This window comes from Shewanella hanedai (assembly GCF_007197645.1).
Lineage (GTDB): Bacteria > Pseudomonadota > Gammaproteobacteria > Enterobacterales > Shewanellaceae > Shewanella > Shewanella hanedai.
On the sequence record NZ_VKGK01000030.1, the window covers coordinates 48421 to 63646 of the forward strand.

The following is a 15226-nucleotide window of genomic DNA, read 5'->3' on the forward strand; positions in this document are numbered from 1 at the left end:
AACCTAGGGTCAGTAAGTGGATTTAATATGAATATACGTATTGGTCATGGATTTGATGTACATAAATTTGGTAGCGATTCCCCGTTACTGCTAGGTGGTGTTCATGTCCCACATGAAACGGGATTGATTGCCCATTCCGATGGGGATGTCGTGCTACACGCCATCTCTGATGCGGTTTTAGGTGCAGTTGCATTGGGTGATATAGGTAAGCATTTTCCCGACACTGACGATGATTTCAAGGGCGCAGATAGTCGACACTTACTTCGTCATTGCTATCAACTAGCTAAAGAAAAAGGCTTTGTTATCTGTAATCTGGACGTGACCATTATTGCTCAAGTACCAAAGATGGCACCGCACATTGAAGCGATAAGAGCAGTCTTAAGCCGTGATTTTGAGACGGACCTAGATAACATTAACGTTAAAGCCACGACCACTGAAAAACTCGGTTTTACGGGACGTAAAGAAGGGATTGCTGTCGAAGCGGTGATCTTACTGACAAAGTCAGCATAAATTATCACTCACATTGATTACTTCGATGCGAGGAAACACATTTTTAGTATCAACTCGGTTTAGCCGATTGAGAGAACAAAGTCACCATGATTGAACTTCATTTTTTGCACGGTAAACCCAATTCTAAAGCGGATCTTCGCACCTATAATAGCGACTTCCGAGTTCAGGAGATGTTGCCTTTTGCAGCAACAGGAGAAGGGGAGCATCACCTTCTTCATATCCGTAAAGAGGGACTTAACACTAACGATGTGGCGACAATTTTATCGGGTTTTGCCAAGGTTCATCCAAAAGAGGTGACCTATGCCGGACAGAAAGATAAAAATGCAATCACAGAGCAATGGTTTGGTGTGCGTATCCCGGGCAAAGAGACACCTGATTGGGCAAGTTTGAACAGTGATCAGATAACCATTTTATCCAGTAATCGTCATAATAAGAAACTGCGTATTGGTGCTTTGGCTGGCAATCGTTTTACCTTAACGCTACGTAATGTGACTCATATGGATGAGGCAATTGAGCGTTTAGCATTGATTAAACAAACAGGCGTGCCTAATTATTTTGGTGAGCAACGTTTTGGTCATGATGGCAAGAATTTAGTCTTCGGTCGACAGATGTTTACTGGCCGAGTGGTGAAAGATCGCAAAAAACGCAGCATGTATCTTTCTGCTGTGCGCTCTTATCTGTTTAATGTTGCTGTCTCGACGAGATTAGCAGAGCATGGCCTTGATAAACTGGCTGGTGATTGTGTCATGCTTGCTGGTAGTAATAGCTATTTTACCGCTGAACAGTGGGATGAAGCGACAATAAAGCGACTTGATGAAAAAGATATTCAACTTTCAGCTCCGATGTGGGGCAGAGGCGCTGCGCTGTCACAAGGTGAAGCTGGAGAGTTTGAAGCTAAGGTGTTGGCTGAATTTGATGCTGAGCGTGATGGCCTTGAACATGCTGGATTAACTCAAGACAGACGAACACTATTGTCCGAGCCGCAGCACTTAAGCTATGAAAAAGAAAGTGACGATGTGCTGGTGATTAAGTTTGCACTGCCTTCTGGATGCTATGCCACATCGATACTCAGAGAGCTTTTTGATTATGAAGATGTCAATGAGCGTGAGTTTCGTGCTCGTCAACAAGCGAGATTAGAGTCGGCAGAACCTGAATCTGAGGTTAAAGCGACACCAGAGCCAGAAGTTAAACCTGAATTAGCAATAGAAGCTAAATCTGAACAAGATAGTGTTAGCGAAAATTGCGCAGACATTGAAAAGCAAAGAATTAAGATCCTTGTTAGTAATGATGACGGGGTGACGGCGCCAGGGATTGTGGCGTTAACCAACGCGTTAGCAACTTCCTATGAAGTGATGACCGTGGGCCCTGATCGCAACTGCTCTGGTGCAAGTAACTCTTTAACCTTGACTAACCCTTTGCGAATTAATACCTTGAGTAATGGCTACGTCTCTGTCAGTGGTACGCCAACAGATTGCGTACATTTGGCGATTCGTGAACTATATACAGATGAACCACATATGGTGGTATCTGGGATCAATGCAGGCGCTAACTTAGGCGATGACACCTTATATTCAGGTACTGTTGCTGCAGCAATGGAAGGGCGTTTTCTTGGTTTGCCAGCCATCGCTGTGTCTTTAGTGGGATCTAAGCTTGAACACTATGATAGCGCCGCTTATTTTACCTGCAAAATAATAGAGGGTTTACTAAAGAGTCCGATCGCCAAAGATCAAATCCTCAATGTTAATGTGCCCGATCTTCCCATTGAGCAGATTAAAGGGATTAAAGTGACTCGATTAGGTGCCAGGCATAAAGCGGCTGGCATGATTAAAACTCAAGATCCTGCAGGTAAGGATATATTCTGGTTAGGTCCTCCTGGTGAAGAGCAAGATGCTAGCGAAGGGACCGATTTTCACGCTGTTACACATGGCTATGTATCAGTGACACCACTTAAAGTGGATCTGACCGCCTTTAATCAAATTTCATCAATGCAAGAGTGGATAAATAAGTTATGAGCCGGGTAGCAACAACTGCAGCACTGAACTTAGCAAAAAGTTTGCGAGAATCAGGGATCAGTCATGAAGGTGTTTTACAGGCGGTAGCAAATACGCCAAGGGAGTTATTTCTCGATGCTGCATTGGGACATAAGGCCTATGAGAATACAGCTCTTCCAATTGGAATGGGGCAAACGATCTCTCAACCCTATATCGTTGCTAGAATGACGGAGTTGTTGTTAGCACATAAACCGACAAAGGTGCTCGAAATCGGGACGGGTTCAGGGTATCAGTCGGCTATTTTGGCTCAGCTCACGGCCGAATTATGCACGGTTGAACGGATTAAAGGACTGCAGATCCAAGCCAGACAAAGATTGAAACGCTTAGATCTGCATAATGTTTCTTTTAAATATGGTGATGGTTGGCAAGGTTGGTCCAATAAAGGGCCTTTCGATGCGATTATCGTGACAGCTGCAGCAAGTAAAGTCCCCGAAGCTTTGCTAACTCAACTTGCTGACAATGGCGTACTGATTATTCCTGTAGGAGAAAGTTCTCAACAACTTTTGAAGGTGGTACGTCACGGTGAACAGTTCAGTTCAGAGGTTGTAGAAATCGTGCGTTTTGTCCCTTTAGTCAACGGTGATCTTGCATAGTCATATTGATCATTGTTGAATGTTTGCTTTTTTAACATTAAGAGCTGTCTTAATAAGTGGGTTTCTATGGCGTTAGGTGATTTCTTTGGCTGTTAAAATGAAGATGAACTGGTTTTATCCGGTTTTAGGCATTGTTTGTTTATTAACAATAGGATGTAGTTTTCAGTCCGAACGCCCTGCTCCAGTCGCTAGTGTAACAACGCCAGTTAAGACTGCTTATAATAAAGGTGCATTAAAATCAGATTTTTATCACGTAAAACAAGGTGACACGCTTTACTCAATTGCTTGGGCATCTGATAACGATTTTATTGATTTAGCTAATAAAAACAAGCTGAAGAAGCCCTACACTATCTTCCCCGGACAGAAGCTAAACCTCGATTTGACATCAAATGTTACAAATAGGGCTAAGGCTAGTGTAACGTCAAAAAATAGTCATAAAGTTGTAGTAGTAAATCATAAACCCATAGTTAAACAAGAGGTTAAGCCTGCTTTGGCAGCTAAAAACACTCAAGTAACACCGTCAAAAAAACCGCTTGATAATCAACAGAAGGATGGGTATTCTGTAACAACCAGTCAACAACGTGTTAACAATGTTATCCACAGACCTAAGTCTGAGTTACCTACAACAGTGACTCGATGGCAATGGCCGGTAAAAGGAAAATTGATTGGTACTTTCTCTGCCAAAGAGCAGGGGAGTAAAGGAATTAAAATTGCTGGAAACCGAGGTGAGTTAATTAAAGCCGCCGCCGATGGGCGAGTTGTATATGCGGGTAGCGCACTTCGAGGGTATGGTAACTTAGTGATAGTCAAACACAGTGATGATTATCTTAGTGCTTATGCCCATGCAGACAGCATATTAGTGAAAGAAAAACAGTTTGTTACTATTGGGCAAACATTAGCAAAAATGGGAAATACAGGTACAGATAGGGTCATGTTACATTTTGAGATCCGTCAACATGGTAAATCTGTTAACCCACTGAAGTACTTACCTAAACAATAATGGTTTAGGGCCGTCTTGGCATTTGGAGGATTACAACGTGCAGTAAACTAATTGAGCAAATTTTGGGAGATCATCTTATGGGTCGTAAATCAAACACCGCAATCGCGGAACCTTTAGTAGACTTGGCTAAGAATGAGTCAGATATTGATATTGAAAATAAAGGAGCAAAAGCAGACAGTGCTGAACTTGAAAGTCAGGTTCAGGGTGACTTACAAAAAAATCTAGATGCAACTCAACTGTATCTCAGTGAAATTGGTTTTTCCCCCCTACTTAGTGCGGAAGAAGAAGTGTTTTTTTCACGTAAGGCTCTAAAAGGCTGTGATAAATCACGTAACCGCATGATCGAAAGTAATTTAAGACTTGTCGTTAAAATTGCCCGTCGTTATAACAATCGAGGTCTTGCACTGCTTGATTTGATTGAAGAGGGAAACTTAGGTCTTATTAGGGCTGTTGAAAAATTTGACCCTGAAAGAGGTTTCAGATTTTCTACCTATGCAACTTGGTGGATCCGTCAGACCATAGAACGCGCCATCATGAATCAAACAAGAACGATTCGCCTTCCTATACATGTAGTTAAAGAGCTGAACGTTTATTTACGTACAGCAAGAGAGTTAGCTCATAAACTAGATCATGAGCCGACGGCCGAAGAGATAGCGGCGAAGTTAGACCTTCCCTGTTCAGATGTAAGCCGTATGCTAAAGCTCAATGAGAGGATCACCTCTGTCGATACGCCGCTAGGTGGCGATAACGATAAAGCATTACTGGATGTATTGGCTGATGATGACAATGTTGGTCCTGATTATAAAGTTCAGGATGAGGATATGTCTAAGTCGGTGGTGAAGTGGTTAGATGAACTCAACACCAAGCAAAGAGAGGTGTTAGCGCGCCGCTTCGGATTGTTGGGATACGAACCTTCAACACTTGAAAATGTAGGAAAAGAGATTGGATTGACCAGAGAGCGAGTACGCCAGATACAAGTGGAAGCTTTGAAAAGACTCAAAGATCTTCTTAGTGCTCAAGGCTTATCTGTAGAGGCTATTTTTAAAATCTAATAGCTTGTAGTCTACCTCACGCATTTGAGAGTTTCTTTCCTTAGAGGTAGGTCATAATGATTAGAGGAGTGTTAAGGCATAGCCTTAATATATGTAGAGTTCATCTTGGTGGTTTAACGTATTAGATGACTTAGATTCTTACTCCTGATTAATCACCAATAAAAAGCGCACTTAACGTGCGCTTTTTAATGCCTGTTATAAAATTTAGAGACTTAACCTCTTAAGTTCATATAGCATATCGAGTGCTTGTTTGGGGCTGAGCTCATCGGGTCTGATTGAATCCATTGCCTCCTGAAGGGGAGAGCTAGGTGCTTCTGGGAATACCATGCTTTGTTGCATCCCACCTGATTGTGCAATTTCACCATGTTGAGCATCACGACTTTCTAAGTGGTGCAACTTATGTTTTGCCGCCAGAATGACCGAATTAGGAACGCCTGCAAGCGCAGCTACTTGTAGCCCGTAACTCTTACTTGCAGCGCCATCTTGGACTGCATGCATAAAGATGATGCTATCGCCGTGCTCAATCGCATCAAGGTGTACATTGGCTACATTTGAGATGAGATCGGGTAGTTGAGTTAGCTCAAAATAGTGGGTTGCGAATAGTGTCATCGCTTCAATTTTTTGGGCTAGGTACTCAGCGGCAGACCAAGCGAGTGACAGTCCATCATAGGTCGATGTACCTCGGCCAATCTCATCCATTAACACTAAGCTGTTCGGTGTTGCATTGTGCAGAATATTCGCAGTTTCAGTCATTTCGACCATAAACGTAGAGCGACCAGATGCAAGATCGTCAGCAGCGCCTATACGTGTAAATATGCGATCAACTGGGCCAATAACGGCACTTTGTGCCGGTACGTAACAACCGATATGTGCCATCAAAGTGATTAAGGCTACTTGCCTCATATAGGTCGATTTACCCCCCATATTTGGTCCTGTGACAATGAGCATCTTACGTGTAGGATTTAGGGTTACTGGATTGGCAATAAAAGGGGTTTGGCTCACCTGTTCGATAACAGGATGGCGACCAGATTCAATCTGTATACCTGAGCTTTCGCTTAGTACAGGCCGTTGATAATTAAGGGTCTCAGCTCGCTCTGCAAAGTTAGCGATAACATCCAGCTCAGCAGCGCCTTGGGCAAACAGTTGCAGCTCATGAAGCTGTGGCAGAATAAGATCAAAGAGTTGTTCCCATAACTGCTTCTCAAGTGCCAGTGCTCTACCTTGGCTGGAGAGCACTTTCTCTTCATGCTCCTTAAGCTCTGCGACAATGTAACGCTCAGTATTTTTCAGCGTTTGTCTGCGTTGATAACTTAGAGGCACGAGATCAGATTCTCTGCGGCTAACTTCGATATAGTAACCGTGTACACGGTTGTAACCGACTTTTAGGGTTGAGATACCCGTGGCTTCTTTTTCTCTTGCTTCAAGTTCGGCTAAGTAATCTGTCGCACCTTGACTCAAGTCGCGCCACTGATCTAATTCCGCATTGTAGCCAGGCTTCAATACGCCACCATCACGGATCAGCATCGGTGGATTATCGACAATAGCACTATCTAGTAGTGCCAGCTCCTGAGGAAACTCACTGATAAGGTGGGCAAGTTGTCTGATGTGTCCTGATTGACATGTTGCCAAGACTTGCTGGATCTCTGGCAGAATAGCAAGTGCATGCTTAAGACGAGAGAAATCTCGAGGGCGTGCATTTCTTAAGGCCAGTCTTGCTGTGATCCGTTCCACATCTCCTAGGGATTTTAATAGAGGCTGAAGCTCGTCATAGAGTCCATTTTCTAATATCTCTTGCAGCGCATTTTGACGAGCTTCAATACGAGCATGATCTCGTAGCGGCTCGTGTATCCACCTTTGCAGCATACGGCTGCCCATAGGAGTGGTGGTATTATCTAATACCGTGGCCAAGGTATTGGTATGACCGCCTTGAAGGTTAATCGTCAGTTCAAGGTTACGCCTGGTCGCTGCATCAAGGATAATACTATCACCTTGATTAAATCTGACGATTGAATTGATATGTGGCAATGCAGTTCGTTGAGTGTCTTTAACATATTGCATAAGACAGCCAGCCGCTTGAAGTGAGAGTCGAGCGCCATCAACACCAAAGCCATGGAGATCTTTGGTGCCGAACTGATCGAGTAACAGTTTTTTACTCGTGTCAAAATCAAATTCCCATTCAGGACGACGACGTGTGCCTTGGAAACCGGCAATGAGTCCCATCTCACTGAAGTCTTCACTGTACAGAAGTTCTGCTGGACTGGTACGTTGAAGTTCAGCTTCTAGTGCCTCTGATGTGGCCAATTCTGCAATGACAAAGCGGCCAGAGCTGATATCTAATGTTGCGTAACCAAAGCCTGTTTTTCCATGATAGACAGCGGCAAGTAAATTATCACGTCTCTCCTGCAAAAGGGCTTCATCGGTAAGCGTCCCGGGGGTGACAAGACGGACAACCTTACGTTCCACAGGCCCTTTTGATGTCGCAGGGTCACCGATCTGTTCACAGATGGCGACAGAGACTCTTAGCTGAACTAACTTAGCTAAGTAGCCTTCTACTGCATGATAGGGCAGACCAGCCATAGGAATTGGATCGCCACCACTTTTCCCTCTTGCAGTAAGCGATATACCTAATAGTTTAGACGCTTTTTTCGCATCATCGTAAAAAAGTTCATAGAAATCCCCCATACGATAGAAGAGAAGTACGTCAGGGTTCTCGGCTTTTAACGTCAAATATTGACGCATCATAGGCGTGTGTTTTTCTAAATCTTGGCTGTCGATTACTTTCATCTACTGGTCGTCTCTTTGCTGACGTATTGAACAGGCCGCATCAATTTAAACTGGCCTTAATTGGTTGGCGCTAATATTAACAATATTTTTCCCATTATTGAGCCTTAAATTGTGATTTAAAATGCGAATGAATAATATCTGTGTATATAAGTACTTATTATCCAGTGATCTGGAGTGAATAAAAATAATCATCAACAGCACTTGATACTGTATGACTATACAGTATACTAGTTTGCATATTGTGACTCCTTTTAAAGCACTTCTAAGCAAGAGGTGGAGTCATTACAAGATTTTAAGCAGCGCGATCGCTGTGACTCTGAGGATATAGGAATGAAGATAGACGCGAACAAAGAGAAAGCCCTTAACGCTGTTTTAAGCCAGATTGAAAAGCAGTTCGGTAAAGGTTCTATCATGAAGCTGGGCGAGAACCGCTCAATGGATGTTGAAACTATCTCTACTGGTTCACTTTCTTTAGATATCGCACTCGGTGCCGGCGGCCTTCCTTTGGGACGTATCGTTGAAATATACGGCCCAGAGTCATCAGGTAAAACAACCCTGACCCTTGAAGTGATTGCGGCTGCACAACGTGATGGTAAAGTTTGTGCCTTTATTGATGCAGAGCATGCGCTAGACCCAATCTACGCAAAGAAGCTGGGCGTTGATATTGATAATCTACTTTGTTCACAGCCTGATACCGGTGAGCAAGCATTAGAGATTTGTGATGCACTAACACGCTCTGGTGCTGTTGATGTTATCGTTGTCGATTCGGTCGCAGCGTTAACACCAAAGGCTGAAATTGAAGGTGAGATTGGTGATTCGCACATGGGCTTAGCCGCTCGTATGATGAGTCAAGCGATGCGTAAGCTTGCTGGTAACCTTAAGCAAACCAATACTATGCTTATCTTCATTAACCAAATTCGTATGAAAATTGGCGTCATGTTTGGTAACCCTGAAACCACTACTGGTGGTAACGCACTTAAGTTCTATGCGTCTGTTCGTCTTGATATTCGTCGTACAGGTGCTATCAAAGAACGTGATGAAGTGATTGGTAACGAAACACGCGTTAAAGTGGTTAAGAACAAGATTGCTGCGCCATTCAAGCAAGCTGAGTTCCAAATTCTATACGGCCAAGGTATCAACCGTACTGGTGAGCTTGTTGACTTAGGTGTTGCACATAAGCTTGTTGAAAAAGCGGGTGCTTGGTACAGCTACAAAGGTGACAAGATTGGTCAAGGCCGTGCAAATGCGGGTAAGTACCTATTAGAAAATCCAGCGATTGCTGAAGAGATTGATACCACTCTTAGAGCGATGTTATTAGCCTCTGCTGAACCTGTTGCTGATTCTGCGACTGGCGACGAAAATGTCGATCTTGAAACTGGCGAAGTATTTTAAGCTTTAAGATACCTCCCAGGGTGCTTTATGTAAGGCATTCGGCATATTATTTCGCGGTTGCGTATCTTGCGCGCCGCGATTATTTCCAATATCGATTTCTAAAGCTAACCTCCGTTTTAGCAAACTAATGAACTTGTTTTTGAGCAGTCCGCTCAAACTTCATTGATAATCCCTCTTAAATGTATAGATGTCAGCTGTCTATGCTTATATTACTAAATATCCACTTTTAGCCGTTTTTCCCTGCCTAAATCACTGGTTGTTATCCTGTAGACTGATTATAATGTCCGGCTAAATAGTATGATCTGTGATCATAGTAATCACAGTTAGCTTAATTAATTCAGGATGATTTCATGTATCAAACGACTGCAGCGCTAAGAAGTGCTTTCTTAGAGTATTTCCGTACCAACGGTCATCAGGTTGTGGACAGTAGTTCACTGGTACCTGTAAATGATCCAACCTTGCTGTTTACTAATGCGGGTATGAATCAGTTTAAAGATGTGTTCCTTGGGGAAGATAAGCGAAGTTATACTCGTGCGACATCTTCTCAGCGCTGCGTACGCGCTGGCGGTAAACATAACGATTTAGACAATGTTGGCTACACTGCTCGTCACCATACCTTTTTTGAAATGTTGGGTAACTTCAGCTTCGGTGATTACTTTAAGCGTGAAGCGATTGGCTTTGCATGGAACTTTTTAACTAAAGAGTTGAAACTGCCTAAAGAGCGTCTATGTGTCACCATCTATGAGACTGATGATGAAGCTTACGATATCTGGACTAAAGAGATCGGTGTCCCAGCTGAGAACCTAATCCGCATTGGTGATAATAAAGGCGCTGAATATGCGTCTGATAACTTTTGGCAGATGGGCGATACAGGACCCTGTGGTCCTTGTTCTGAAATCTTCTACGATCATGGCGATCATATCTGGGGCGGCCGTCCTGGTACACCAGAAGAAGACGGTGACAGATTTATCGAGATCTGGAACATTGTATTTATGCAATACAACCGTCAGTCAAACGGCGACATGTTACCTCTGCCTAAGCCTTCTGTTGATACGGGGATGGGGATTGAGCGTATTGCTGCCATTATGCAAGGCGTCCATTCCAACTATGAAATTGATATTTTCCAAGCGTTGATCAAAAAAACGGCTGAGATACTTGCTGTTACTGATTTAGAAAATAAATCTTTGCGTGTTATTTCTGATCATATTCGTTCTTGTGCCTTCTTAATTGCTGACGGTGTGATGCCATCAAACGAAGGCCGCGGTTACGTGCTTCGTCGTATTATCCGCCGTGCCGTTCGTCATGGTAACAAGTTAGGTGCGACAGATTCTTTCTTCTACAAGCTAGTACCAACACTTATTGAAGTGATGGGAGATGCTGCGAAAGGGTTAATTGCAACACAAGCTATCGTTGAAAAATCATTGAAAGCTGAAGAGGAGCAGTTTGCTCGTACTTTGGAACGTGGTTTAGGTATTTTAGATGGTGCGCTTAACGAACTTAAAGGCGATGTATTAGACGGTGAAACAGCCTTTAAACTTTATGATACGTATGGTTTTCCGGTCGATTTGACCGCTGACGTATGTCGTGAACGTGAGATCACCGTTGATGAAGCGGGTTTTGAAGTCGCGATGGCTGAGCAACGACGTCGTGCTCAAGCTGCTGGTCAATTCGACACCGATTACAATGAGTCCCTTAAAATTGATGAGCAGACGCACTTCTCTGGTTATACCGAGTTGACTGCGTCAGGTAAGGTTATTGCTATCTATAAAGCTGGTGAGCCAACAGACAGCTTAACTGCGGGCGAAGACGCAGTGATTGTGCTTGATAGCACACCATTTTATGGTGAGTCAGGCGGGCAGAGTGGTGACAAGGGTGCGTTAACGGCTAATGGCATTGAGTTTAATGTTAAAGATACACAAAAGTATGGTCAAGCTGTTGGGCATCAAGGTCGATTGAGCGCAGGAACTATTTCAGTTGGTGACACTTTGGTGGCGACAGTTGACGAAAACATTCGTCAGAGAACCGAGTTAAACCATTCTGTTACTCACTTACTGCATGCTGCATTACGTCAACTGCTTGGTACGCATGTCTCTCAAAAAGGCTCTTTGGTTGATGCAGAAAGATTACGGTTCGACTTCTCACATTTTGAAGGAATGAAGCCTGAAGAGTTGAAAGCGGTTGAAGATCTAGTTAATACGCAGATCCGTTGTAATCACAAGCTTAGTGCTGAAGTGATGGACATGGATCAAGCGAAAGAGAAGGGCGCGATGGCGCTTTTTGGTGAGAAATATACAGATGAAGTGCGTGTTGTCACCATGGGGGATTTCTCTATCGAATTGTGTGGTGGCACTCACGTTGGTCGCACTGGTGATATTGGTCTGTTTAAGATCACATCAGAAGGTGGTATTGCCGCTGGTATACGTCGTATTGAAGCTGTAACTGGGGCGGCTGCGATGGCTTATGTTGCCGCGCAAGAAGCTGAGCTCAATAAAGTCGCTGCTTTACTTAAAGCCGATAGTGCTTCTGTACTTAGCAAGCTTAAAGCTCAGTTAGACCGTACTAAGTTGCTTGAAAAAGAGTTATCACAACTTAAAGACAAACTTGCAGCTGCGACAAGCGCCGATTTAGCCGGTGAAGCTAAACAGATAAATGGTGCGAATGTACTGATTAAGAAACTTGAAGGCGTTGATGCTGGTGCACTACGTGGTTTGCAGGATGAACTTAAGCAAAAGTTAGGTTCAGGGATTGTCGTACTTGCTATTGCAGGTGAGGCCAAAGTAAACCTTATTGTCGGCGTGACCAAAGATCTTACGTCTAAAGTGAAAGCGGGTGAGCTCGTGGCATCAATTGCAGCCCAAGTGGGCGGTAAAGGCGGCGGACGTCCAGACATGGCTCAAGCGGGTGGAACGCAGCCTGAGCACTTAGACGCAGCATTAGCGCAAGTGCTTCCTTGGTTAGAGGAACGTTTGGTTTAAGGCTTAACAGAGTGATATTAAAAACGTCTTAGTTAACTAAGGCGCTTTTTTTGTGTCGGACATCTCAATTGTAACGAATAAATCCACAATGGTTTAACATGCTTAATTGTATTACTTATATGGTTATTTTTGTTTGGTTTTGGCGGTTTTTTAGGGTTTTTTAGGGTTTTATTGTTGCAAGTGGGTGATTATCGCTTTTATCTGTCGCTGAAGTGGTTCTGTTGTTGGGCTTTGTTACTTTTAATGCTAGGTTAATGACTGTTGTAGATTGTAGTATTATCTACTGCTTCAGGCTCATTTTGAGCATAAGGCTAGTGTCATAGGCTTATATCGCAGTTTATAGTTAAATAAGCGCTATTTAAATGGTGGTTTTGAGTTTGAGTACTATTAATTTGTACTAAGCTAACCTTATAATAAGCATATAACGGATTAGTGCCGTATAAAGCAGAATTTAGAACTAAAGGAGTAAGCGAATGCTGATATTGACTCGTCGTGTTGGTGAAACACTGATGATTGGTGATGAAGTGACTGTCACTGTTTTAGGCGTAAAGGGTAATCAAGTACGTATAGGTGTTAATGCACCTAAAGAAGTGTCAGTGCATCGTGAAGAGATCTACCAGCGTATTCAGTCTGAGAAGGCTGGCAACTCTTCTGAAGGCGGCAACTTTTAATTTTGCCTAGTCTTTAAAAATTAATTAATAGAGAAGCCAGTTTATTAACTGGCTTTTTTGTTTTCTGAGTAAAAATAACTAAGTCGATTTCACAGCCTTTTAGCGTAAAATATTGCCCTTATATACTGAAGACGTGCATTATTTGTTTAATCTGTTTAAAAACACTCCAAACAGAAATCCTTTATACGAAATGGTTTGACTTATTTTCTTCAAACAGTAATATGTGCGCCAAGAAACGGAGAGGTGGCCGAGTGGCCGAAGGCGCTCCCCTGCTAAGGGAGTATGGGCTTTAAATCCCATCGAGGGTTCGAATCCCTCCCTCTCCGCCATTTCTTACTTGCAAATACGATGCGGATGTAGCTCAGCTGGATAGAGTACCTGGCTACGAACCAGGCGGTCGGAGGTTCGACTCCTCCCATCCGCACCATTTTGTAAGATGACGGGATATATTGAAAGGCGTTGCGGATGTAGCTCAGCTGGATAGAGTACCTGGCTACGAACCAGGCGGTCGGAGGTTCGACTCCTCCCATCCGCACCATTCAATAGTAAAAGTTAGTGTAAGGTTTTATTTGTGCGGATGTAGCTCAGCTGGATAGAGTACCTGGCTACGAACCAGGCGGTCGGAGGTTCGACTCCTCCCATCCGCACCATATTTATGTTTTGAGTTGAGTGTTAACTTGAAACCATCTTGCCTTCATCGGGAAGATAAAACGAAATTGCGCGTGTAGCTCAGCTGGATAGAGTACCTGGCTACGAACCAGGCGGTCGGAGGTTCGACTCCTTCCACGCGCACCATTATTCTTATTATGAATAATAGAAGTTTAGGAGAGGTGGCCGAGTGGCCGAAGGCGCTCCCCTGCTAAGGGAGTATGGGCTTTAAATCCCATCGAGGGTTCGAATCCCTCCCTCTCCGCCATCAATCAAGCCCGTTGATATTGTCAACGGGTTTTTTTGTCGCCTTAGGTCGCAAGACCAAACAGATTCTTTTGAGTCAGTTAAGGTGAGGTGTTGTTAGTTATCGATGCGGATGTAGCTCAGCTGGATAGAGTACCTGGCTACGAACCAGGCGGTCGGAGGTTCGACTCCTCCCATCCGCACCATACTAATAAATGCGAAGGGTTAAGGTTTTATACTGGTAACTATATCGGTATTAAGTCAATATGGTTTGTGACTGTATTAAGATTTGCGCGTGTAGCTCAGCTGGATAGAGTACCTGGCTACGAACCAGGCGGTCGGAGGTTCGACTCCTTCCACGCGCACCATATTTAAAACATGGGTCTCAAAAGTTATTTTGGAACTTAGTTTTAGGTAAAATTGAAATGTTTATGCGGATGTAGCTCAGCTGGATAGAGTACCTGGCTACGAACCAGGCGGTCGGAGGTTCGACTCCTCCCATCCGCACCATTTCGATTGTTAGTGTTATAAAGGTTTATTTGTGCGGATGTAGCTCAGCTGGATAGAGTACCTGGCTACGAACCAGGCGGTCGGAGGTTCGACTCCTCCCATCCGCACCATATTTAGGTTTCGAGTTGATTTTGACTGGGAACAAGCTTACTCAAAAACGGGTAAGAAAAAAGAAATTTGCGCGTGTAGCTCAGCTGGATAGAGTACCTGGCTACGAACCAGGCGGTCGGAGGTTCGACTCCTTCCACGCGCACCATTTTTGTTGTGTATAAAAAATCTGGAGAGGTGGCCGAGTGGCCGAAGGCGCTCCCCTGCTAAGGGAGTATGGGCTTTAAATCCCATCGAGGGTTCGAATCCCTCCCTCTCCGCCATCAAACAAGCCCATTGAGAAATCAATGGGCTTTTTTGTGTTTGGCTACAAATGTTCCTGCCATTCATTGGCATTTCCTCGATCCCAGGAGGTCTGAACACTTATGTCAAATTACCATGGCACAGCTCTACTTAATCGATAGAACCCAGCTCTGCCCCATTGAGCACTTGCCAGCATTGTTATCGTTATTTGTCAGATAAGGTTAACGATTTCATTCACCTCTACACTACAATTCTAAGCTCCCAATTATACCAATCAGTATAAAGATTTGATCGCTCAGCGAGAGTTTAGCGGTACTGAGGCAAGGCAACGAGTGAAGAGCATAGTTATTCTACGGTTAAGCTCGTTAACACAGCATCAGAACCGCTAAAACTCGCCTGTAAGGAGTGTTTTTGGCTGCCTATTTCTGCGTTGAATGAACTCA

The 15226-nt window shown here is 43.8% G+C and carries 9 protein-coding genes, 12 tRNA genes and 1 pseudogene; 21 read left to right on the forward strand and 1 reads right to left on the reverse strand.

Annotated features, from left to right (window positions below):
- The first annotated feature begins 27 nt into the window (after positions 1–27).
- The 6 genes and pseudogenes from ispF (at position 28) to rpoS (ending at position 5206) form a co-directional block, all read left to right on the forward strand.
- On the forward strand, positions 28–510 hold the full coding sequence (gene ispF / locus FN961_RS19905; RefSeq protein WP_144041935.1) for a 2-C-methyl-D-erythritol 2,4-cyclodiphosphate synthase: 483 nt from the start codon (positions 28–30) through the stop codon (positions 508–510).
- Positions 511–596: 86 nt separating this feature from the next.
- Positions 597–1694, forward strand: a pseudogene (gene truD, locus FN961_RS19910) (tRNA pseudouridine(13) synthase TruD); the annotation flags it as partial.
- Positions 1695–1775: 81 nt separating this feature from the next.
- Positions 1776–2522 carry a 5'/3'-nucleotidase SurE gene (gene surE, locus FN961_RS19915; protein WP_144041941.1) on the forward strand — a complete coding sequence of 249 codons (747 nt, stop codon included), beginning with the start codon at positions 1776–1778 and terminating at the stop codon, positions 2520–2522.
- Positions 2519–3154: a protein-L-isoaspartate(D-aspartate) O-methyltransferase gene (locus FN961_RS19920; RefSeq protein ID WP_144041936.1), complete on the forward strand. Its 636-nt coding sequence runs from the start codon at positions 2519–2521 to the stop codon at positions 3152–3154. The genes surE and FN961_RS19920 overlap by 4 nt, the downstream gene beginning before the upstream one ends.
- A gap of 103 nt (positions 3155–3257) precedes the next feature.
- Positions 3258–4154: a peptidoglycan DD-metalloendopeptidase family protein gene (locus FN961_RS19925; protein WP_185972853.1), complete on the forward strand. Its 897-nt coding sequence runs from the start codon at positions 3258–3260 to the stop codon at positions 4152–4154.
- Between the two features lie 77 nt (positions 4155–4231).
- On the forward strand, positions 4232–5206 hold the full coding sequence (rpoS, locus tag FN961_RS19930) for an RNA polymerase sigma factor RpoS (RefSeq protein ID WP_144041937.1): 975 nt from the start codon (positions 4232–4234) through the stop codon (positions 5204–5206).
- A gap of 204 nt (positions 5207–5410) precedes the next feature.
- On the opposite strand, the gene mutS is transcribed toward rpoS, so the two are convergent.
- Positions 5411–7990: a DNA mismatch repair protein MutS gene (gene mutS / locus FN961_RS19935; protein WP_144041938.1), complete on the reverse strand. Its 2580-nt coding sequence runs from the start codon at positions 7988–7990 to the stop codon at positions 5411–5413.
- Between the two features lie 330 nt (positions 7991–8320).
- On the opposite strand from mutS, the gene recA reads away from it, so the two are divergent.
- The 15 genes from recA to FN961_RS20010 all read left to right on the forward strand — a co-directional run bounded on the left by recA (position 8321) and on the right by FN961_RS20010 (position 14803).
- Positions 8321–9382: a recombinase RecA gene (recA, locus tag FN961_RS19940; RefSeq protein ID WP_144041939.1), complete on the forward strand. Its 1062-nt coding sequence runs from the start codon at positions 8321–8323 to the stop codon at positions 9380–9382.
- A gap of 350 nt (positions 9383–9732) precedes the next feature.
- On the forward strand, positions 9733–12357 hold the full coding sequence (alaS, locus tag FN961_RS19945) for an alanine--tRNA ligase (protein ID WP_144041940.1): 2625 nt from the start codon (positions 9733–9735) through the stop codon (positions 12355–12357).
- Positions 12358–12830: 473 nt separating this feature from the next.
- The gene (gene csrA, locus FN961_RS19950) at positions 12831–13028 is read left to right on the forward strand and encodes a carbon storage regulator CsrA (protein WP_012325942.1); all 198 of its coding nucleotides are present in this window, start codon (positions 12831–12833) and stop codon (positions 13026–13028) included.
- A 237-nt stretch (positions 13029–13265) separates the two neighbouring features.
- Positions 13266–13357 (forward strand) — tRNA-Ser (locus FN961_RS19955).
- Positions 13358–13378: 21 nt separating this feature from the next.
- Positions 13379–13455: transfer RNA gene (locus FN961_RS19960), tRNA-Arg, on the forward strand.
- Between the two features lie 34 nt (positions 13456–13489).
- Positions 13490–13566 (forward strand) — tRNA-Arg (locus FN961_RS19965).
- A 35-nt stretch (positions 13567–13601) separates the two neighbouring features.
- A tRNA-Arg gene (locus FN961_RS19970) sits at positions 13602–13678 on the forward strand.
- A gap of 68 nt (positions 13679–13746) precedes the next feature.
- Positions 13747–13823, forward strand: a tRNA-Arg gene (locus tag FN961_RS19975).
- 29 nt (positions 13824–13852) lie between these two features.
- Positions 13853–13944: transfer RNA gene (locus FN961_RS19980), tRNA-Ser, on the forward strand.
- A gap of 107 nt (positions 13945–14051) precedes the next feature.
- Positions 14052–14128, forward strand: a tRNA-Arg gene (locus tag FN961_RS19985).
- 85 nt (positions 14129–14213) lie between these two features.
- Positions 14214–14290: transfer RNA gene (locus FN961_RS19990), tRNA-Arg, on the forward strand.
- Between the two features lie 65 nt (positions 14291–14355).
- Positions 14356–14432: transfer RNA gene (locus tag FN961_RS19995), tRNA-Arg, on the forward strand.
- A gap of 33 nt (positions 14433–14465) precedes the next feature.
- A tRNA-Arg gene (locus FN961_RS20000) sits at positions 14466–14542 on the forward strand.
- A gap of 69 nt (positions 14543–14611) precedes the next feature.
- Positions 14612–14688, forward strand: a tRNA-Arg gene (locus FN961_RS20005).
- Between the two features lie 23 nt (positions 14689–14711).
- Positions 14712–14803 (forward strand) — tRNA-Ser (locus tag FN961_RS20010).
- The last annotated feature ends 423 nt before the right edge of the window (positions 14804–15226 follow it).